Source organism: Citrobacter sp. Cpo065 (genome assembly GCF_030332805.1).
In the GTDB taxonomy this organism is placed as follows: domain Bacteria; phylum Pseudomonadota; class Gammaproteobacteria; order Enterobacterales; family Enterobacteriaceae; genus Citrobacter; species Citrobacter portucalensis.
The window spans coordinates 55,146-75,601 of record NZ_JAOWHC010000034.1 but is presented as its reverse complement, the minus strand read 5'-3'; the positions used below and the strand labels follow the sequence as shown (position 1 = coordinate 75,601).

19 protein-coding genes are annotated in these 20,456 nt (G+C 54.6%); 9 read left to right on the top strand and 10 right to left on the bottom strand.

The window, feature by feature from the left end:
* Positions 1 to 141: 141 nt before the first annotated feature.
* From astE to astC, 5 genes are read right to left on the bottom strand one after another with little or no spacing between them, the layout of a single operon-like run.
* A complete protein-coding gene (gene astE, locus OGY68_RS16480; protein WP_032943143.1) occupies positions 142 to 1,107 on the bottom strand; it encodes a succinylglutamate desuccinylase in 966 nt (321 codons plus the stop codon).
* Positions 1,100 to 2,443 (bottom strand): N-succinylarginine dihydrolase, encoded by a 1,344-nt coding sequence (gene astB / locus OGY68_RS16475; protein ID WP_275383348.1) that lies wholly within the window; start codon positions 2,441 to 2,443, stop codon positions 1,100 to 1,102. The genes astE and astB overlap by 8 nt, the downstream gene beginning before the upstream one ends.
* Positions 2,440 to 3,918 (bottom strand): succinylglutamate-semialdehyde dehydrogenase, encoded by a 1,479-nt coding sequence (gene astD / locus OGY68_RS16470; protein ID WP_057069043.1) that lies wholly within the window; start codon positions 3,916 to 3,918, stop codon positions 2,440 to 2,442. The genes astB and astD overlap by 4 nt, the downstream gene beginning before the upstream one ends.
* Positions 3,915 to 4,949 (bottom strand): arginine N-succinyltransferase, encoded by a 1,035-nt coding sequence (gene astA / locus OGY68_RS16465; protein WP_057069045.1) that lies wholly within the window; start codon positions 4,947 to 4,949, stop codon positions 3,915 to 3,917. Before astA ends, astD begins: the two co-directional genes overlap by 4 nt.
* The gene (astC, locus tag OGY68_RS16460) at positions 4,946 to 6,166 is read right to left on the bottom strand and encodes a succinylornithine/acetylornithine transaminase (protein WP_286617267.1); all 1,221 of its coding nucleotides are present in this window, start codon (positions 6,164 to 6,166) and stop codon (positions 4,946 to 4,948) included. Before astC ends, astA begins: the two co-directional genes overlap by 4 nt.
* Before the next feature lie 443 nt (positions 6,167 to 6,609).
* Here astC and xthA point away from each other — a divergent pair, with 443 nt between their 5' ends.
* The 7 genes from xthA (at position 6,610) to OGY68_RS16425 (ending at position 13,741) form a co-directional block, all read left to right on the top strand.
* Positions 6,610 to 7,416, top strand: a complete 807-nt coding sequence (gene xthA / locus OGY68_RS16455; protein WP_003030642.1) for an exodeoxyribonuclease III — start codon at positions 6,610 to 6,612, stop codon at positions 7,414 to 7,416.
* Between the two features lie 223 nt (positions 7,417 to 7,639).
* Positions 7,640 to 8,296: a TVP38/TMEM64 family protein gene (locus tag OGY68_RS16450; RefSeq protein ID WP_170974252.1), complete on the top strand. Its 657-nt coding sequence runs from the start codon at positions 7,640 to 7,642 to the stop codon at positions 8,294 to 8,296.
* Entirely contained in the window at positions 8,293 to 9,003 is a 711-nt protein-coding gene (locus OGY68_RS16445) for a TVP38/TMEM64 family protein (protein ID WP_057068352.1), read from the top strand. Before OGY68_RS16450 ends, OGY68_RS16445 begins: the two co-directional genes overlap by 4 nt.
* A gap of 32 nt (positions 9,004 to 9,035) precedes the next feature.
* Positions 9,036 to 10,205: an ABC transporter substrate-binding protein gene (locus tag OGY68_RS16440; protein ID WP_057068354.1), complete on the top strand. Its 1,170-nt coding sequence runs from the start codon at positions 9,036 to 9,038 to the stop codon at positions 10,203 to 10,205.
* Complete coding sequence (locus OGY68_RS16435) at positions 10,178 to 11,713, top strand: ABC transporter permease family protein (protein ID WP_057068356.1); 1,536 nt, start codon at positions 10,178 to 10,180, stop codon at positions 11,711 to 11,713. The genes OGY68_RS16440 and OGY68_RS16435 overlap by 28 nt, the downstream gene beginning before the upstream one ends.
* Positions 11,713 to 12,345, top strand: a complete 633-nt coding sequence (locus OGY68_RS16430) for an ATP-binding cassette domain-containing protein (RefSeq protein WP_057068359.1) — start codon at positions 11,713 to 11,715, stop codon at positions 12,343 to 12,345. Before OGY68_RS16435 ends, OGY68_RS16430 begins: the two co-directional genes overlap by 1 nt.
* Positions 12,346 to 12,433: 88 nt before the next feature.
* Positions 12,434 to 13,741 (top strand): sulfurtransferase, encoded by a 1,308-nt coding sequence (locus tag OGY68_RS16425; protein WP_057068361.1) that lies wholly within the window; start codon positions 12,434 to 12,436, stop codon positions 13,739 to 13,741.
* A gap of 100 nt (positions 13,742 to 13,841) precedes the next feature.
* Here the strand turns inward: OGY68_RS16425 and OGY68_RS16420 are convergent, their stop codons facing one another.
* The gene (locus tag OGY68_RS16420; protein WP_008784544.1) at positions 13,842 to 14,465 is read right to left on the bottom strand and encodes a CDP-alcohol phosphatidyltransferase family protein; all 624 of its coding nucleotides are present in this window, start codon (positions 14,463 to 14,465) and stop codon (positions 13,842 to 13,844) included.
* Positions 14,458 to 15,027 carry a carboxymuconolactone decarboxylase family protein gene (locus OGY68_RS16415; RefSeq protein WP_020996450.1) on the bottom strand — a complete coding sequence of 190 codons (570 nt, stop codon included), beginning with the start codon at positions 15,025 to 15,027 and terminating at the stop codon, positions 14,458 to 14,460. Before OGY68_RS16415 ends, OGY68_RS16420 begins: the two co-directional genes overlap by 8 nt.
* Positions 15,028 to 15,106: 79 nt before the next feature.
* On the opposite strand from OGY68_RS16415, the gene OGY68_RS16410 reads away from it, so the two are divergent.
* Positions 15,107 to 15,520 (top strand): pyrimidine (deoxy)nucleoside triphosphate diphosphatase, encoded by a 414-nt coding sequence (locus OGY68_RS16410; protein WP_286617459.1) that lies wholly within the window; start codon positions 15,107 to 15,109, stop codon positions 15,518 to 15,520.
* Here OGY68_RS16410 and OGY68_RS16405 read toward each other — a convergent pair.
* The gene (locus OGY68_RS16405; protein WP_171846094.1) at positions 15,480 to 15,740 is read right to left on the bottom strand and encodes a YnjH family protein; all 261 of its coding nucleotides are present in this window, start codon (positions 15,738 to 15,740) and stop codon (positions 15,480 to 15,482) included. The two genes, OGY68_RS16410 and OGY68_RS16405, sit on opposite strands and share 41 nt — an antisense overlap.
* Before the next feature lie 252 nt (positions 15,741 to 15,992).
* On the opposite strand from OGY68_RS16405, the gene gdhA reads away from it, so the two are divergent.
* Entirely contained in the window at positions 15,993 to 17,336 is a 1,344-nt protein-coding gene (gene gdhA / locus OGY68_RS16400) for an NADP-specific glutamate dehydrogenase (RefSeq protein WP_003832501.1), read from the top strand.
* Between the two features lie 88 nt (positions 17,337 to 17,424).
* Here gdhA and topB read toward each other — a convergent pair whose 3' ends face one another.
* Positions 17,425 to 19,371 carry a DNA topoisomerase III gene (topB, locus tag OGY68_RS16395; protein ID WP_032934436.1) on the bottom strand — a complete coding sequence of 649 codons (1,947 nt, stop codon included), beginning with the start codon at positions 19,369 to 19,371 and terminating at the stop codon, positions 17,425 to 17,427.
* Between the two features lie 4 nt (positions 19,372 to 19,375).
* Positions 19,376 to 20,419 carry a selenide, water dikinase SelD gene (selD, locus tag OGY68_RS16390; RefSeq protein ID WP_003832497.1) on the bottom strand — a complete coding sequence of 348 codons (1,044 nt, stop codon included), beginning with the start codon at positions 20,417 to 20,419 and terminating at the stop codon, positions 19,376 to 19,378.
* Between the last annotated feature and the right edge of the window lie 37 nt (positions 20,420 to 20,456).

Genomic DNA, 20,456 nt, shown 5'->3' with positions numbered 1-20,456 from the left:
GATGATTTTGAAAGGATTATGGAGAACTATACCTGAACCCTGTTTATTAAGAAAGCAACTCACCAGGAATAATCCGTAATAAATAAAAACAGCACGCAAAAATAAGCCCTAAAGGATAATCCTGCAGGGCGAATATATTGATCACAACTTTTCGAGCATCAATCCGGCACGTAAACCGCAGGCCACGTTAGGGTTGGGAAAAAGAACGTATTCAACATCATGGGTGACGATAAAACGTTCATCTCCGTCCTGCGCCAGCAAGGTGCCTTCTTTAAAGGGGGTAAAGTTTAGCGTCTGGTTATCCATGTGGAGAATGAAATCGTCGCTACGACGCGTGATTTGCGACACCACGCGATAACGCAGCGGGGATATTTCTCTCGTCGACACCCGCTCGCCCTGCAGCAATTTCTCCAGTGCGTCTGCCGTTTGTGCAAACTGGGTAAGATCGTTTTGCCCGAACGGCAGCGCTTTACCCAGTTCCAACGTACAGGCCAACGCACCAAAATGTTCCCCGCTAAAATGGGTGAACGTGCCGCCAGGCGTCTGATGGAAAACCAGCGCTTCCAGTCCCGCATCTCCCAGCCATTCAAGAAAATCCTCGTCCCAGGCAACGTTGCGTTGTGGCAATACGCCAAAGCGCAGATGCTGTGAACCGCGGATCGCGGTGTGCAGATCCAAATGCCAGCGCACAGGCTCCTTTGCGCGCGAATAAAAATCTTCAAGACACAGCTCAAGCTCGTGGGCTCGGTGCGTTTCTTCACTCGCGGTAAAAATCTGCCACCGGCCGCCAAACATACGATTCAGGTCGCTATGACAATATCGTTTTCCCGCAGCCAGCGCCTGCGGGTTTCCCAGAATCACCAGCAGCCGCCATGTCAGTGTCAGCTCGCCGCTAAACAGACTGGAAAGCAATGAATCGAGTATCTCTACCGGCGCGGTTTCATTGCCATGGATCCCCGCAGACAGCACCAGTGAATGTTCAACGGGTGCAAGCGGCGTCAGTTCCAGAATTCCGTGACCGATCCACTGCCAGTCAAAACCATGAGTGGTTCCTTGCGTTTTCTCTGGAGTGGCGCCTGCGAGCGTGATCGCCAGAAAGTTATCCATGGTGCATCCCCTCCTGCTGGAAAGGATACACTGAGCCGAGGTTGAGCAATTGCGTCAGCGTATCCAGCGCTTCACGCCCCTCGCGCAACAGCTGTGGGTCGGCAAGGTCGGCAGCGGTAAGACGATCGCGATAGTAACGGTCAACCCAGTTATTCAACGTGTTAAACAGCGTGTCGTTCATGATAACCGCCGGATTCACCGCCTGCTGTTCCTGCGGAGTGAGCACCACTCTCAGGCGCAAGCATGCCGGACCACCGCCGTTGGACATACTTTCACGCAGATCGAATACCCGCAGGTCATCGATCGGATTGTCTTCCTCGAGAAGCCGGTTCAAATACCGCCACACGCCAGCATGCTCCCGACACTCCTGTGGCAGGACCAACATCATCGAACCGTCACTACGACTCAGCAACTGACTGTTAAACAGATAAGTGGTCACGACATCCTGCACCGACACTTCCGCTGTCGGGACTTCCAGCGGGGTAAAACCTGCCACCTGACTGCGCAACTGCTCTAACAATGCCTGCTGTCTGACAAACGCCTGCTGATGACAAAACAGCACCTGGCGATTCGATACCGCAATCACATCGTTATGGAACACGCCAAGATCGATAACGTCCGGGTTTTGCTGAGCAAAAATGCGCTGATGTGGGTTGACCTGATTCAGTCGCGCGACCGCCTCGCTGGCCTCACGGGATTGCCTTGCCGGATAGCGCTTCGGTTGGGATGCATTACCTTCTTCACGACCGTAAACAAACAGCTGAACGCCGGGGTCACCGTAATCTCCACCGAGGCGGTTATGGTTTGCCGCCCCTTCATCGCCAAAAAGCGCAACCTGGGGTAACGCACCGTGGACCGCAAAGCTATTCTCATCACGGAAAATCGCCCGTAACAATGCATTGGTAGTAGGCGCTTCCAGTGAACGGTGGAACTTATTATTCAGATTCGCCACCGTCAGATGCACTTTCCCGTCCAGCGAGTCTGCCGAAGGGCAAACCGTCGCCGCATTCGCTACCCACATAGGCGATGCAGAGCTGGCACTGGAGAGCCAGTGAGGCGCCTGACGCGACACTTTCTCCAGCACCTGTTCGTCACTGCCGCTAAAACCCAACTGACGCAGAACCGGAATATAAGGCCGCTCGTGGGGCGGGATCACCGCCTGAGGAAATCCTGCATCCGCCAGTGCTTTCATCTTCAGCAGACCTTGCTTTGCCGCCAGACGCGGGTTCGACACCTGAAATCGATGTTTGGTTGAGGCCTCATTACCAAATGACAATCCAGCATAGTGGTGAGTTAGCCCCACCAAACCATCAAAATTTACCTCACGGGCTTTCATAGCTTATCCTCGCGAGAAAAATCCAGTCCCGGGCTAAGCGCCGTTGGCAGCGTTAAGGCCGGGGATTCCAGACTTGCCATCGGCCAGGCGCAATAATCTGCGGCATACCACGCGCTGGCGCGATGGTTCCCGGAAGCGCCTACACCGCCAAACGGTGCGGTACTGGCAGCGCCGGTTAACGGCTTATTCCAGTTGACGATCCCTGCCCGCGCCTCCAACAGTAGCTGTTCAAACTGGCCGCGATCGGGCGAAACTAACCCACACGACAATCCAAAGCGGGTGTTGTTCGCCATACGAATCGCATCATCAAAGCTGTCATAACGCCAGACGCCGAGCAGCGGACCGAAAACCTCTTCATCAGGTACGTTCCCCGCCCCGGTCAGTTCGATGATTCCAGGGGTCAACAGTGACGTTCCGGCATTTAACAGACGTGGCGCTAACAGCGTACGGCCGCCCAACGACGCCAGACGCTGCCAGGCATCATAGACGTGTTGCGCTGCCTGTTCGGAAATTAGTCCACCCATAAATGGCTGCGGTTGTGCATCCCAGTTGCCGGGCATTAAACGCTGACTAACCTCCACCAGACGCTTCAGGAACGCATCACCCTGCGCGCCTTTTTTTACGAGCAGGCGGCGGGCACAGGTACAGCGCTGTCCGGCGGTGACAAATGCGGACTGAATGGTCAGATGCACTGCGGCATCAATATCTTCCGGATTCTCAATAATCAGCGGGTTGTTGCCCCCCATCTCCAGGGCAAGGATTTTTTCCGGCTGGCCGGATAACTGCTTATGCAGCTGATAACCGGTATTCGCACTGCCGGTAAACAGCAGGCCATCAAGGTCTTCCAGCGCACTCAGCGCCTGTCCCGTTTCACGTCCGCCCTGCACCAGATTCAGCACGCCCGGCGGCAACCCCGCCTGCTCCCACAGTTTTGTTACTGCTTCACCGGTCCACGGCGTCAACTCGCTGGGTTTGAAAATCAACGTATTGCCTGCCAGCAATGCCGGAACAATATGACCATTGGGTAAATGACCGGGGAAGTTATACGGACCAAAAACCGCCAGCACGCCGTGTGGGCGATGGCGCAACGTTGCCGCACCATCCGGTAGTTCGCTGTGCTGCTCACCGGTACGGGCATGATAAGCTTTGACGGAGATGGCGATTTTATTGATCATCGCCGTCAGTTCAGTCGCGGCTTCCCAATGAGGTTTTCCGGTTTCCTTGGCGATAATCTGAGTTAGCTCGGCTTTATTGCTTTCCAGCAATAAAGCAAACTTTTCAACAATAGTCTGGCGTGCGCTGAAAGGCTGTTTAGCCCAACCGGCAAAGGCTGCGCGTGCGGCCTGGCACGCTTGCGTCACCTGCCTTGCATCTGCATCATTACCGTGCCACAGCACATCACCGCTTACCGGGTTGGTTTTCACCCGACGCTCGCCCAGCCCCGTCACCCAGTCACCGTTTATCCATAGTGTCATGCTGTTTTCTCCTCTGCACAAAGACGTACAAAACGTACATGGTCGCCCGCGTGGCATTTCAGGGCATCCAGTTGCGCCGCCGTCAGTACCAGACGTTGGGTATCCGGGTCTGCGCGAACCAGCATGACGCGGAAGTTTTGATAGTTTTCATTGGCAACCAGACAGGCCGGATAATCACCGGTTTCTGGCTGACCTTCCGCCACTTCCACCAGCCTGCTTTTACGAATAGCCCGAACCCGGTCGATATCACATTCCAGCGTTGGCCCACCGTCGAAAATATCGACATAGTTGCGGTAGCGAAATCCTTCTTTCTCCAGCACCGCCCGCGCCGGGGCCGTCTGCGGATGCACCTGACCAATCACGCCTTGCGCTTCATCAGACAGAAAATGGGTATAAATAGGATGCTTGGGCATCAGTTCAGCAATAAAGGCTTTCTGCCCTGTCCCGCAGAGAAAATCCGCCCGGCTGAACTCCATTGAGAAAAAGCGTTTACCAAGGCTTTGCCAGAACGGCGAGTAACCGTGCTCATCAATCACGCCGCGCATTTCGGCCACGACTTTCTCATTAAATCGGTCGCGAAAGGCCGCCATAAACATAAAGCGCGATTTTGACAGCAAATAGCCGTTGCCTTCTTTTCGCCAGTCCGGATCGAGAAACAGCGTGCAAAGCTCGCTGCTACCCGTGTGATCGTTACTCAGAAACAGCGTCGGCAGCGCGTTATAGACATTCAGCTCTTTCGAGGCGTGGACCAGGGTACCAACCCGATAGTTGTACCAGGGATCGTTAAGCCCTACCGCCACCTCAATGGCGCAAATCCCGGCCACGGTTCCGCTGGTACTGTCTTCAAGCACAAACACATATCCCTGCTCACTTTTTGGCAACTCACCGCGCCAGGTTTGGAGTGAACGTTCGATACGCGCCATCAGCGTAGCTTCATTCGCCGGTAGCGAGGTCAACCCGCCGCCGGTCTTACTGGCAAGCTGCATCAACGCGGTGATATCCGCGCGTTCAATGGGACGAATCACCATCATGATGAACCTCCTGCTTTAATGCGTTCGCAGGCCAGCGCAAAGCGATCCAGTCCGGTGGCGACTTCTTCTTCGCTGACGTTGAGCGCTGGCGCAAAACGCACCACGTTAGCGCCAGCGATCAGTACCATCACCCCGGCAACAGCCGCTTCTTGCGAGATGAGTTTCGCTTTCCCGGCAAATTCCGCGTTCAGCACGCAGCCGATCAGCAGTCCGAGTCCACGAATTTCACTAAACAGTCCAAAACGTTCGTTAATGGCGTTTATACGCTCCACAAACCAGTCGTGGCGCTGTTTTACTCCGTTGAGCACTTCCGGTGTATTCACAATTTCCAGCAATTTACCTGCCACCGCCGTCGCCAGCGGGTTTCCGCCGTACGTTGTACCGTGTGTACCAACCGTCATCACGCTGGCGCAACGCTCTGTCGCCAGCAGTGCGCCGATGGGGAAACCACCGCCCAGCGCTTTTGCTGTCGTCAGCAGATCCGGCGTCACGCCGTAGTGCATATAGGCATACAGCTCCCCGGTACGGCCAACGCCGGTCTGAACTTCATCAAAAATCAGCAGCGCATTATGGCGATCGCATAACTCACGTAGCCCCTGCAAAAAGGCTTTTGTTGCCGGTACCACACCGCCTTCACCCTGCACAGGCTCCACGATAACCGCACAGGTGGTGTCATCAATCAGTTGGCTGGCAGAATCGAGAGCGTTGTATACGGCATGACGGATATCCGGCGGCAGCGGCGCGAAATCCTGTGAATAGGCAGGCTGTCCTCCGGCGCTGACGGTAAACAGCGTGCGGCCATGGAAAGCATTTTTAAACGCTACAATCCCGCTCTTCTGGCTGCCAAAACGATCGTGGGCATATTTACGCGCCAGTTTTAGTGCCGCTTCGTTGGCTTCTGCACCGGAGTTACAGAAGAAAATGCGCTCGGCGAAGGTGGCGTCAATCAGCTTTTTCGCCAGACGCAGTACCGGCTCGTTGGTGTAGCCATTTCCCGTATGCCAGAATTTGCTCGCCTGGTCGTTTAATGCCTCGCGCAATGCCGGGTGGGCGTGACCCAGCGCGTTAACCGCAATGCCTCCCGCGAAATCGATATACTCTTTACCCTGCTGATCCCACAGACGTGAACCTTCACCCCGCACCGGAATAAAAGGGGCCGGAGCGTATACGGGCATCATCCATTCATCAAAATTTTCACGCGTAATTGACAGAGACATAGCGACCTCAACGGTAAATAAAAGGTTATTTATATGTTAATAAATATAGTGTTTGCGGTGTAAATGTAGATTGCAGGGTTCGTGCCAGCCAGCGAAAAAAGTGCATAAACGGAGGTCGATGACGGAATATCAACAAGTTACAACGTGGCGATATTCACTGCATGTGCATATAAAGTGAATATGTTTGCGCATCAGGCGACTAAACAGAGGAAAAAACGCAGTTTTATTCAGTCGCCAAATATAATTCTGGAATTGTGATCGTATACGAAATTTTTCGGAAATTATTGCTCCATTCCGACGCGCTTCGCGCCAAAACGGTGCAGTTTTGCTCCATCGTTAACACCATTAGCAATCATTGTTGGAATCAGGTGACAAGAAGCAGTCAGGCTGCAGAAATTCTGCTAACATCCTTGCACTATTCATCTTGCAAAGTGGCAGCGACTATGAAATTTGTCTCTTTTAATATCAACGGCCTGCGTGCCCGTCCCCATCAACTGGCAGCCATTGTCGAAAAACACCAACCGGATGTTATTGGCTTACAGGAGACAAAAGTTCACGACGATATGTTCCCTCTCGAAGAGGTAGCAAAGCTCGGTTACAACGTCTTTTATCACGGCCAGAAAGGTCATTACGGCGTGGCGCTGTTAACGAAAGAAACGCCAATTGCGGTACGTCGTGGCTTCCCGGGCGATGACGAAGAAGCGCAGCGTCGGATCATCATGGCAGAAATTCCGTCCCCTCTGGGCAGCATCACGGTGATCAACGGCTATTTCCCGCAGGGCGAAAGCCGTGACCATGAAACCAAATTCCCGGCCAAAGCCGCGTTTTATCAGAACCTGCAAAACTATCTGGAGACAGAGCTGAAACGCGACAATCCGGTATTGATCATGGGCGATATGAATATTAGCCCAACCGATCTCGATATCGGCATTGGCGAAGAAAACCGTAAACGCTGGCTGCGTACCGGTAAATGTTCCTTCCTGCCGGAGGAGCGTGAGTGGATGGAACGCCTGCTGGGCTGGGGTCTGGTGGATACTTACCGTCACGCAAATCCTGAAAAGAATGACCAGTTCTCGTGGTTCGACTATCGTTCAAAAGGCTTTGACGATAACCGTGGCCTGCGTATCGATCTGCTGCTGGCGAGCAACCCGCTGGCGGAACGCTGTGAAGAAACCGGCATCGACTATGAAATTCGCAGCATGGAAAAACCGTCCGACCATGCGCCTGTATGGGCTAAATTCCGCGTCTGACCTTCTGCGTCTTTTTACTCTCCAGGCCCGGCCTGGAGAGTCTGTTTATTCTGTGCAAAATCAATAAAGTGACGGTAATACATTGTTACGGCCGGGAATTTATTATATCTTCGCGCGCGCTTTTCGCTGACGAAAATGCTCCATTGCACTCGGTTTTACAGGAGAACCCCCATGAAAAAGAAGTTCGCATAAAGCAGAATACCGGCTGCTGATTGTCGCGGTCCTGTTCTGCGTTCTGGCGGGAGTTTTCCATCATTATGGTCTGACCGACCTGATAACCAATTTCCATCATTTACAAGACGTTATCCGCCAAAGCGGTATGTTCGGCTATACGCTTTATATCCTGCTGTTTATTGTTGCAGCGCTGTGTCTGATCCCAGGCAGCATCCTGGTGATCGTCGGCGGTGTGCTGTTTGGCCCCGTGGCTGGGACGCTTATCTCGTTAGTGGCAGCAACCGTGGCCTCGGCGCTGTCGTTTTTGCTGGCTCGCTGGCTTGGACGGGATCTACTACTGAAATACGTTGGGCACACGGCGACGTTTCAGGCTATCGAAAAAGGCATTGCCCATAGCGGAGTAGACTTTCTAATCCTGACCCGGCTCGTGCCGCTGTTCCCCTATAATATTCAAAATTACGCCTATGGGCTGACGGCCATTCCGTTCTGGTCATTTACCGTAATATCGGCACTTACCACCTTACCCGGTATCTTTATCTATACGCTGATGTCGCATGAACTCGCCAGCGAAGGCATTACCCTGGTATTCATCGGTAAGCTCAGCGTGGCAGGGCTGGCGTTATTCGCCCTCGTTCAGGCAGCCAAAGCCTGGGCCCGATATAAGCACATCGATCCGTCAGCCAACCATGAGTGTACGGGTAAATGATAAAACGGAATAAAGCGCGGCTGACTCGCTATTACCGGGCGGGTTTGATTGCTCTGCTACTGCTCGGGCTAATGGCATGGGCATGGATACCTGGCGTGAGTGATTTTCTCCACGGCAGCCTGACAGCATTTACCACACTCGATCAGCATGCTCTTGAGAACTTTATTCGTTCTTATGGAACCCAGGCGGCGGTGGTGTCGTTCTTCCTGATGATCTTACAGGCCATCGTTGCACCGCTTCCTGCGTTTGTGATCACGTTTGCCAATGCCTCGCTGTTTGGCGCATTTTGGGGCGGCGTACTATCCTGGAGCAGCGCAATGGCAGGTGCGGCGCTGTGCTTTTTTATTGCCCGCATTTTAGGTCGCGGTGCGGTGGAAAAGCTGACCGGAAAAACGGTGCTGAACAATATGGACGCTTTTTTCGAGCGCTATGGTAAGCACACTATTCTGGTCTGCCGCCTGTTACCTTTTGTGCCGTTCGACCCGGTAAGCTACGCGGCAGGCCTGACCTCAATTCGTTTTCGCCATTTTTTCATCGCCACAGGCATCGGACAGTTACCCGCCACTATCATCTACTCATGGGCGGGAAGCCTGTTAACCGGCGGCACATTTTGGTTTGTGACGGGTCTGTTTGTCCTGTTTGCCCTAAGCGTGGTGATATCGGTGGCGAGAAGCCTTTATCTTGATCGCCAACGGAAAAAAAGCTGAGACCTTCCCCCATTTTTAGCCATGGAGATATTATGCGTTACTGCTTATTGTGTCTGAGTTTGTTGCTCTGCCCGCTGGCGACGTTTGCCCAGGACGCCAGATGGCAACAAATCAAAAATGACGCCCGTGGTCAAACGGTGTGGTTCAACGCCTGGGGTGGCGACAATGCAGTTAACCAGTATCTCGACTGGGTTAGCGGCGAGATGAAAACGCACTACAACATTAACCTGAAAATCGTGCGCCTGGCAGACGCCGCCGATGCCGTAAAACGCATCCAGACGGAAGCGGCATCCGGGCGAAAAACCGGCGGCTCTGTCGATTTACTGTGGGTTAACGGCGAAAACTTCCGTACGCTAAAAGAAGCCGGGCTGCTGCAAACCCAGTGGGCGCAAACGCTGCCTAACTGGCGCTATGTTGATACACAAAAACCGGTGACCGAAGATTTCTCCGTTCCAACAGAGGGGGCTGAATCACCGTGGGGCGGTGCCCAACTCACCTTTATTGCCCGGCGCGATCTCACCGCGCAGCCGCCGTTATCTCCGCAGGCACTTCTTGAATTTGCGCAGGCGCACCCTGGCACAGTGACCTATCCACGCCCGCCAGACTTTACCGGAACGGCTTTTCTTGAGCAGTTGCTAATTTCGCTCACCACCAAACCACAGGCATTGAAAGTTGCGCCAGATGCGGCGACATTCGCTGAAGTTACCGCGCCATTGTGGCAGTATCTTGATACCTTGCATCCTGTACTTTGGCGTGAAGGCAAAGATTTTCCGCCCACGCCAGCACGAATGGATTCACTGCTCAATAGCGGCACCCTGCGTTTATCATTGACCTTTAACCCTGCCCACGCGCAGCAAAAAGTAGCCAGCGGCGAGTTGCCTAAAAGCAGCTACAGTTTTGGTTTCTCACAGGGCATGCTCGGCAACGTGCACTTTGTTGCCATTCCGGCGAATGCCCACGCCAGTGCCGGAGCAAAAGTCGTGGCAAACTTCCTGCTTTCTCCTGAAGCGCAACTGCGCAAAGCTGACCCGGCTGTCTGGGGAGATCCTTCGGTGCTTGATCCACAAAAATTGCCTGACGAACAGCGTGATGCGTTGCTGGCGCGGATCCCTCAGGGGCTCCCTGCCGTGTTGCCAGAACCGCATGCAGCCTGGGTAAACGCTCTGGAACAAGAATGGCTACGCCGCTACGGTACGCATTAATTCTGCTACTCTGGGCCATCATGGCGGCAGTTTATCTGCCGTTGGCGCCAGCGGCATGGTCTCTGATAACACCGGCGCTTAGTATCACACACTGGCTGGCGCTCTTTGCCGATCCTCAACTTCCGCAGGCGTTACTGGCAACGCTGGTTTCCGTCGGCCTCGCGGCTGGGGGCGCGCTGACCATCGCGCTGCTGGCGATCCTCGCCTTGTGGCCCGGCACAGGCTGGGTACGTCTGTATACGCGTCTTCCGTGGCTGCTGGCAATTCCGCACGTTGCCTTCGCCACCAGCGTGCTGTTGATTTTTGCTGAAGGCGGCATACTTTGGCAATGGTTCCCGTTCCTCAGCCCACAGCCGGACCGCTACGGCATTGGACTTGGCGTAACGCTGGCGGTGAAAGAGAGCGCTTTTTTGTTATGGATTCTCTCGGCCCTGCTGAGTGAAAAACAACTTTCTCAGCAGGTTATCGTATTGGATTCGCTGGGTTACAGCCGACTGCAATGCCTGAACTGGCTGGTTCTGCCCGCTATCGGCCCGGCATTAGGTAAAGCTATGCTGGCGATTGTTGCCTGGTCACTCTCCGTTGTTGATGTGGCAATCGTTCTTGGCCCCGGCAATCCGCCAACGCTTGCCGTATTGAGCTGGCAGTGGCTCAGTCAGGGCGACGTCGAACAGCAGGCGAAAGGCGCACTTGCCAGTCTGTTGCTGGTGCTGTTGCTCCTTGTTATCGCGCTGGTGGGTTATCTGCTCTGGCGTGCCTGGCGACATACTATTCCGGCAGTAAACGGTGAACGCCAGCATTTTTCATCTATGACAATCGCACGCCCGCTGGTACAGATTTTGCCCGTCAGCGGTGTGGTATGCGCGCTGGTACTGGCGCTTATCGCCAGCTATTCCTCGCTAAACAGCGAGGCGCTCAGCAACAGCCTGCAACTGGGGCTCCTTTCCAGCGTGCTGGCGCTTCTGATACTTTTTGCCTGGCTGGAATGGGGTCCACAAACCGGACACCGCTGGGTCTGGCTACCGCTCATTTTGCCTGCGCTACCGCTGGTAACCGGACAATACCTGCTGGCGTTATATGCCGAACAAGATGGACTGATGACGACCATTATCTGGGGCCATCTGCTGTGGGTGATGCCCTGGATGCTATTTGTGCTTAAACCGGCGTGGCAGCGCATTGACCCACGATTAATTTTGATTGCACAAACCCTGGGCTGGACGCGGGGGCGGATATTCTGGCTGGTGAAATGCCCACAGCTGGCGCGCCCGGCATTGATTGCCTTCGCGGTTGGCTTCTCGGTTAGTATCGCCCAGTATATGCCAACGCTGTGGCTAGGTGCCGGCCGCTATCCCACGTTAACCACCGAAGCGGTGGCATTAAGCAGCGGCGGTAGCAGTGCGATTCTGGCAACACAAGCGTTGTGGCAGCTGCTTCTACCACTGCTCGTTTTCGCACTTGCAGCCTTTCTCGCCACGTGGATCGGCCGCTTTCGACAAGGACTCCGCTAATGCTTACCGTACGAGGCGTTTCGTTGTACCAGGGCGTGAAAGCGCTGGTGAAAGACGTTAATTTTCAGGTTAACAAAAGTGACATTGTCACAATTATGGGGCCTTCCGGCAGCGGGAAATCTTCGCTGTTTTCATGGATGATCGGGGGGTTGTCTCCCCAGTTTCAGGCCTCAGGCGAACTGTGGCTTAATGAACGACGCATCGATACGTTACCTACCGCGCAGCGCCAGATTGGCATTTTGTTCCAGGATGCGCTGCTGTTTGACCATTTCAGCGTTGGGCAGAATTTACTGCTGGCCTTACCCGCCAGCCTGCAAGGTCCCGCCAGACGCCATGAGATTGAATGCGCTCTCGCACGCGCTGACCTGGCAGGTTTTTATTCGCGCGATCCGGCGTCACTCTCCGGCGGACAACGCTCGCGTGTCGCCCTGCTCCGCGCACTACTGGCTCAGCCCCAGGCGCTGTTACTTGATGAACCCTTTAGCAGGCTGGATGCGTCGCTACGCGATAACTTTCGCCAATGGGTCTTCACCGAGGTGCGTAAGCTGGGGATCCCGGTGGTACAAGTCACGCATGATGCGCAGGATGTCCCGCCTGCAGGCCGCGTATTTCAGATGGAAAACTGGGCGTGAATGTGGCGATACGCTGCGTTAACGCAAGGTTTTTACGTAACTGGCGGCACAGAATGTCGTCTTCTTTTTTTCAACGTCGGGCTATTCGATGAAACGTGTTTCTCAAATGACCGCGCTGGCACTGGCTTTAGGGCTCGCTTGCGCTTCTTCCTGGGCTGCTGAAACAGCACAGACGCTCACCCTCAACCAGTTACAGCAAAAGCAAGGCGCGGCGATCGATACCCGTCAGAGCGCTTTTTACAACGGCTGGCCACAATCGCTCAATGGTCCTTCAGGACACGAACCTTCCGCACTGAACCTGTCTGCCGCCTGGCTCGACAAGATGAATGATGAACAACTCAGCGCCTGGGTTAAGTCACATCAACTTAAGACCGACGCTCCGGTGGCGCTATATGGCAGTGATAACGACATGCAGGCCGTTAAATCCCGTCTGCAAAAAGTTGGCTTTAACCAGATTTCAACCCTCAGCGATGCGCTGACAGATCCTGCGCGTCTGCAACGTCTGCCGCACTTCGAACAGTTGGTTTACCCACAGTGGCTGCACAATCTTCAGCAGGGTAAAGACGTGACTGCCAAACCAGCGGGTGACTGGAAAGTGATTGAAGCCGCCTGGGGCGCGCCGAAGCTGTATCTGCTCAGCCACATCCCCGGCGCGGGTTACATTGATACCAATGAAGTTGAAAGCGAACCGCTGTGGAATAAAGTTTCCGACGAGCAGCTTAAAGCGATGCTGGCGAAACACGGTATCCGCCACGACACCACGGTAATTTTATACGGCCGCGATGTCTATGCCGCCGCTCGCGTGGCGCAAATTATGCTGTACGCAGGCGTGAAAGACGTTCGTCTGCTCGATGGCGGTTGGCAAACCTGGTCCGACTCAGGTTTACCGGTCGAACGCGGCACTCCGCCAACGGTGAAACCAGAGCCTGATTTCGGCGTGAAAATCCCTGCCCAGCCGCAACTGATGCTCGATACGGAACAGGCTCGCGGTCTGCTGCATCGCCAGGATGCATCTTTGGTGAGCATTCGTTCATGGCCGGAATTTGTCGGTACCACCAGCGGTTACAGCTACATTAAGCCAAAAGGTGAGATCGCAGGCGCGCGTTGGGGCCACGCGGGCAGCGACTCCACCCACATGGAAGATTTCCATAACCCGGATGGCACCATGCGCAGCGCGGATGACATCGCCGCCATGTGGAAGCAATGGAATATCCTGCCGAATCAACAGGTCGCTTTCTATTGCGGTACCGGCTGGCGTGCTTCAGAAACGTTTATGTATGCCCGCGCGATGGGCTGGAAAAACGTCTCTGTTTACGATGGTGGCTGGTACGAGTGGAGCAGCAATCCGAAAAACCCGGTCACCAGCGGTGAACGGGGTCCGGACGCTAGCAAGTAAGACTGGCATTATTGCCGGATGCGGCGAGAACGCTTTACCCAGCCTGGATATATCATCGTTGTAGGCCGGATAAGCGAAGCGCATCCGGCAACGCATTACCTTACGCCTGACGCTGAACGGTTTTCAGCGTCAGATATCCGCTCCAGATCCGGGTGAACGTTGTCATCCAGCACAGCGCGCCAAAGACCCACGCCAGCACGGCAAAATAGTCAGGGAACAGACACCCCAACACAAACAGCAAAATTGTCTCAGTTCCTTCGGTCAGCCCGCCCAGATAATAAAACGATTTATGTGCGTAACCGGGGTTATCAATCTGATGTTTCGCTGCCAGTGCGGCGAAGGCCAGAAAGCTGCTACCGGTGCCAATAAACGCGAACAACAGCCAACTGCCTGCCAGCGCATTCTGCGCCGGAGCGGCAAGAATAAAACCAAACGGCACAAGGGCGTAAAATAAAAAATCGAGCGAGATATCGAGAAATCCCCCCGCGTCGGATAGCCCTCTGCGCCGTGCCAGCGCCCCATCCAGTCCGTCAAACAACCGATTGAGCACAATGGCCACCAGCGCCGCCAGATACCAGCCTAACGCCAGAAATGGCAACGCCAGCACGCCAATGGCAAATCCTACCAGCGTAAGTCCGTCCGGGGTAATCGCCGGTTTATCGATAATACCTACGCACCGATGCAACAGCGGTTTTAATCGTGGATGAAGATGGCGGTCAAGCATGCGGGCGTCCTTTAAAACTGTCGCACAGTCCCTGCGAGGGAATATCGAGAGCGGCATTAAAACGCGCCGAGAGATTTTGAAACGCAATCAGCGCGGTCATTTCCGTAATGGCATCATCGGTAAAATGCTGCTTCATCTGCACTTTCAGCGCATCGTCAACCTGTGGAGGCGTTGCGGTAACCGCATCGGCATAGGCCAGCGCTACGCGCTCTTCTGCACTGAACAGCGTCGAATCTTGCCAGGTGGCAACCTGCATGACTTTATCCAGCGCGCCACAGCGTTCTGCCAGCCGTAAACTATTCGCATCAACACAGAAAGCGCAGTGGCAGACCTGAGAAACGCGGGTCATCAACAGCGCGCGCATCACCGGCGTTAAGCGCGCCTTTTTACGCTCCAGAAACCCGACAAACAGCGCCACCAGCCAGAACAGAAACGGCATCCGCCCCCACCAGCGCGTTGGATGCAGCACATCGCCATAATGTTTTTTCTGCGTGGCAACGAGCGGTTTTAAACTGGAAGGGATACGCGTTAACGGCTTTACCCACGACTGAGGTTCGTTCAACGGTGGCTCCTGAATACTTTAGATAAAACAAAGATAACGATAGTATGTCATTTTCTGCTGTTAGATCTTGATGAATATGATGAAAACCCTCGACGTGGTTGCCGCTATCATTGAACGTGATGGCAAAATTTTACTGGCTCAGCGTCCGCTGCATGCGGATCAGTCAGGCATGTGGGAGTTTGCCGGCGGTAAGGTTGATCCGGGCGAAAGTCAGCCCGAGGCGCTGATCCGCGAACTGCGTGAAGAGTTGGGTATTGAGGCAGTCGTGGGGCGCTACATTGCCAGTCATCAGCGCGAGGTTTCAGGCCGATTGATTCACCTGCATGCCTGGCATGTGCCTTCGTATCAAGGGGAACTTAGAGCGCATGAACATCAGGATATCGTCTGGTGCTCACCCGAAGAGGCGCTGCGTTATCCGCTGGCACCCGCCGATATCCCGTTGTTAGAGACGTTTATCCTTTTACACGCCGCCAGACCAGCGGATTCGTGCTGATCGTTTTATCATCGCGCTGGCACTGCAACAGAACGCCATCGGCTTTAATCACCGCCCCTTCAGAGTAGTTTTGATCCTGATAAATACAGCACTGGCTACAGGGCTGAGCCCGCTGACCGCTGGAACTGAACACTTCCGGCGGTACATTCACCTGCACATCCGGGCGATAAAGCTGATTTGCCAGCGTCGCGCAGGACACCAGTACCAACGCTCCTGCCATGATTAAACGGCGCATTGTCTTTCCTTTGTAACTGACATTTATGCTCAGTATAACGGTATAAATCGGCAGAAACTTTAGTCCCTTCCATCATCGCTTTTGGTTATGACCCACGGCGCAATATTAATTTACTTAGCGGGGTTAATTTTTTCTTGCGTCACGTCACACTGCTGATGGTATAGTCAAAAACTGCACAACACATAACATAAATATCAAAAATATAACCATATCAATACATAAGAGGTTCTTATATCTATGGATCAGACATGTTCTCTGGAGTCATTTCTCAACCATGTGCAAAAGCGCGACCCGAATCAAACCGAGTTCGCGCAAGCCGTTCGTGAGGTAATGACGACGCTGTGGCCCTTTCTTGAGCAGAACCCGCGTTATCGTCAGATGTCGTTGCTGGAACGTCTGGTTGAACCGGAGCGCGTAATCCAGTTCCGCGTAGTTTGGCTGGACGATCGCAATCAGGTGCAGGTCAACCGCGCGTGGCGCGTACAGTTTAGCTCTGCCATTGGCCCGTACAAAGGCGGTATGCGTTTCCACCCTTCCGTGAACCTGTCGATCCTGAAATTCCTGGGTTTCGAGCAGACGTTTAAGAACGCCCTCACCACGCTGCCAATGGGCGGTGGTAAAGGCGGGAGCGATTTCGATCCGAAAGGTAAAAGCGAAGGCGAAATCATGCGTTTCTGCCAGGCACTGATGACCGAACTGTTCCGCCATTTAGGTCCTGATACCGACGTCCCGGCGGGCGATATCGGCGTGGGTGGTCGTGAAGTCGGCTTTATGGCCGGGATGATGAAAAAACTGTCCAACAACAGCGCCTGCGTCTTTACCGGTAAAGGTCTCTCTTTTGGCGGCAGCCTGATCCGCCCGGAAGCCACCGGCTACGGTCTGGTGTACTTCACCGAAGCAATGCTCAAACGCCATGGTCTGGGCTTTGAAGGCATGCGCGTGGCGGTTTCTGGCTCCGGCAACGTAGCGCAATTCGCCATAGAGAAAGCCATGGAGTTTGGCGCGCGAGTAGTTACCGCCTCCGATTCCAGCGGTACCGTAGTTGACGAAAGCGGATTTACCAAAGAAAAACTGGCGCGTCTGTGCGCGATCAAAGACAGCCGTGACGGTCGCGTGGCGGATTACGCCCGTGAGTTTGGCCTGACCTATCTGGAAGGCAAACAGCCGTGGTCGGTTCCGGTCGATATCGCCCTGCCGTGCGCCACTCAGAATGAACTGGATGTCGATGCAGCGCGCGTACTGATCGCCAACGGCGTGAAAGCTGTCGCCGAAGGGGCAAACATGCCGACCACTATCGAGGCCACCGATCTGTTCCTCGAAGCGGGCGTACTGTTCGCACCGGGTAAAGCCGCCAACGCCGGTGGCGTAGCGACATCCGGTCTGGAAATGGCGCAAAACGCCGCTCGTCTGGGCTGGAAAGCGGAGAAAGTGGATGCGCGCCTGCACCACATCATGCTGGATATTCACCATGCCTGCGTTGAATACGGCGGCGAAAGCAAGCAGACCAACTACGTACGTGGCGCCAACATCGCGGGCTTCGTGAAGGTTGCCGACGCGATGCTGGGTCAGGGCGTGATTTAATATTGTCTCTGCAGGCCAGTAGGCCGGATTAGGCACGGGTGCCGCATCCGGCTAAGCCTGATGCGCTATGCTTATCAGGCCTGCAAACTTACAGACCCGCCTCTTCAGATGGCGGGCTTTTTTTCGCCGGACGTTTACGCGGCGCGCTTTTTTTCTTATCGCTACCACTACCGCCAGGTGCAGCAATTCCACGAAAGCGTCGTACCGGTGTGCTGCGCGCCTGATCGATAAGCTGATACAGCGTTCCCACCAGCGGCTGCATGAAATCCTGATAGCGACACTGCTTTTCGCTGATTTGGGTCAGGATAGATTCCCAGTGCGCCGTCATGTCCGGGCGCGTCGCCATTTCTGGCAGCGAGTGGAACAGCGCTTTTCCCGCGTCAGTCGAATGGATATAACGTCCTTTTTTCACCAGGAACCCGCGCTTAAACAGCAGCTCGATAATTCCGGCGCGCGTCGCTTCCGTACCTAAACCATCCGTTGCGCGCAGGATCTTTTTCAGATCTTTATCCTGCACGAATCGCGCAATCCCGGTCATCGCTGACAGCAGAGTTGCATCAGTAAAGTGCCGCGGGGGCTGGGTCTGACGTTCAACTACTTCGCCTTTTTCGCACAGCAGTTCGTCATCTTTTGCCACCACCGGCAGCGGCGTCCCGTCATTATCTTCGTCGCGCTCTTTGTTGCCGAGCAGCGTGCGCCATCCGGCTTCCGCCAGAAAACGCGCTTTGGCGACAAACTTGCCTTTGGCGATGTCCAGCTCAATGACGCACTTCCTGAATACCGCATCTGCGCAAAATTGCATCAGATACTGACGGGCAATCAGGTTGTAAATTTTCGCTTCGTTGTCATTCAGGTTGATGGACGAACTGCGCGCGGTAGGAATGATGGCGTGGTGCGCATCCACTTTTTTGTCGTCCCAACAGCGATTTCGCGTATCGGGATTGACCGCCGGCTGCGGGAGCAGATCCGGCGCATGGACGCTAATCGCGTTCAGTACCGCGTGACGTCCGGCAAAGTGTTCTTCCGGCAGATAACGGCTATCCGAACGCGGATAGGTAATCAACTTATGGGTTTCATACAGCTTCTGGCAGATATCCAGAACGTTTTGCGCACTTAAACCGAAGCGCTTCGCCGCTTCAATCTGCAACGCCGACAGCGAGAACGGCAACGGCGCGGATTCTGATTCCCGTTTATCGTTATAGCTGGTGACTATCGCCGGTTGACCGTTAATGCGGTTCACCACGTGTTCAGCCAGCGTGCGATTCAGCAAGCGCCCTTCTTCATCCTGATACGGCTCACACGCTTCGCTCGGCTGCCAGATAGCGGTAAACCGCTCATCGGCGGGCGTTACGATATGCGCTTTCACTTCGAAGAAGTCTTTGGCGACGAAGTTCTCTATCTCTTCATCGCGACGCACAACCAGCCCGAGCACCGGCGTTTGTACGCGCCCGACCGAAAGTACGCCCTGATAGCCCGCGTTACGTCCAAGAATGGTGTAAGCGCGCGTCATATTGATACCGTACAACCAGTCCGCACGCGCTCGCGCCAGTGCCGACACGCACAGCGGGATAAACTCACTGTTGGCGCGCAACCGCTCAATAGCCCGCTCAACGGCCTGCGGGTTGAGGTCGTTAATCAGGCAACGCTGCACCTTCTGGCGCTTTTCAGGTGCCAGTTGCAGGTAATCCAGCACTTCATCCACCAGCAGTTGCCCTTCACGATCGGGGTCACCGGCGTGAATAACTTCGCTGGCTTCATGCAAAAAGCGCTTAATGACATTGAGCTGTTTGGTCACCGAGGGACGCGGTTGCAGTTGCCACTTTTCAGGGACAATCGGCAGATCGACGAGACTCCAGCGAGCATAACGACTGTCGTAGGCATCCGGCTGCGCCTGTTCAAGCAGGTGACCAATACACCAGGTCACCACTTGTCCATTTCCGCATTCAATAAAACCATCGCCTTTGCGATGCGGCTTCGGCAGCACATCGGCGATAGCACGCGCCAGACTTGGTTTTTCGGCAATAAACAACCGCATCGAGTTAACGAATCTCAACCATGGCGCGACCGCCACGAGCTTCCACTAACTCACCAATGGCGGTGAGATCGATACCGAACTGCGCCGCTGCCGCTTTCACTTCGGCTTCAGCTTCCGGCGTTACCGCCAGCAGTAGACCACCTGAAGTTTGCGGATCGCACAGCAGATCGCGTACCGATTGCGGCATTTCACCCATCAGGTGTCCGTAGCTGGCAAAGTTACGTTGGGTACCACCCGGCACCGCGCCCTGCGCGATGTATTCTTCAACGCCAGGCAGCTTAGGAATATCCTGGTAGACGATCTGTGCCTGAACGCCTGCGCCCTGGCACATCTCACTCAGATGCCCCAGCAGACCAAAACCGGTAACATCGGTCATGGCTTTCACGCCGTCAATATCGGCGAATGCCGCACCGGCAATGTTCATCCGGCACATCACTTCTGTCGCCAGTCCTTTATGTTCTTCCTTAAGCAGTGATTTTTTCTCTGCGGTTGTCAGAACACCTATGCCCAGAGGCTTGGTCAGGAACAACTTACACCCTGCCTCAGCGGTGCTGTTTTTCTTCACGCGTTCGGTCGGCACAACGCCGGTTACCGCAAGGCCGAAGATAGGCTCTGGGGCATCAATAGAGTGGCCGCCCGCCAGCGCAATACCCGCCTGACGGCAGGCAAAGCGTCCGCCTTCGGTGACTTCGCGGGCGATTTCCGGTGCCAGCTTATCCAGCGGCCAGCCCAGAATAGCAATTGCCATAATCGGTTTGCCGCCCATGGCGAAAATATCGCTGATGGCGTTAGTCGCGGCGATGCGTCCAAAATCAAACGGATTATCGACAATCGGCATAAAGAAATCGGTGGTGCTGATAACGCTGGTGCCGTTTCCCAGATCGTATACGGCCGCGTCGTCGCGGGTTTCATTACCCACCAGTAAGTTCGGATCAACAAACTTCGCCTGCTCGCTGTGCAGAATGGTTTCCAGCACTTTTGGGGAAATTTTACAACCGCAACCGGCTCCGTGGCTGTATTGCGTTAAACGAATAGCTTGCTCGCTCATGGACATCTCCTGTCATTGCAATCCGGATATGGTAGCG